At 47.0% G+C, this 270-nt stretch carries 1 protein-coding gene; it reads right to left on the bottom strand.

Features of this window, described 5'->3' with window-relative positions; all coding sequences use genetic code 11:
• A partial coding sequence (locus tag AAEY93_RS20645) for a hypothetical protein (protein WP_351079542.1) occupies positions 1-270 on the bottom strand: 270 nt, incomplete at both ends.

The raw sequence follows: 270 nt of genomic DNA, 5'->3' as shown, positions 1-270 counted from the left end.
GTTCTAATACTTCTGGATTGGTACTGGTTAAAGAAAAATTATATCCTGTCTCACCGCCGCTCGATAGACCGACCGTAAAACGAGCACCCGGTACTTCTGCCAACATATTACTAATTTTTCGTTCAATCTCTTGTTTAGAGATACGCTCTGCTCGCGGCGCTAGCACAATATCCAAGCCAGCGATGTTTTCTGCTTTACCCCCGCTTGAAGCGGAATCCATCTCCTGCTGCGCTTCCCCCACTGAGGTAAAGATATTGGTCACTTCAGGCA

This window comes from Shewanella sp. CAL98-MNA-CIBAN-0140 (assembly GCF_040309905.1).
Lineage (GTDB): Bacteria > Pseudomonadota > Gammaproteobacteria > Enterobacterales > Shewanellaceae > Shewanella > Shewanella psychromarinicola.
Note: the sequence above shows the minus strand (reverse complement) of the source record. Positions and strands in the feature narration are given on the sequence as shown.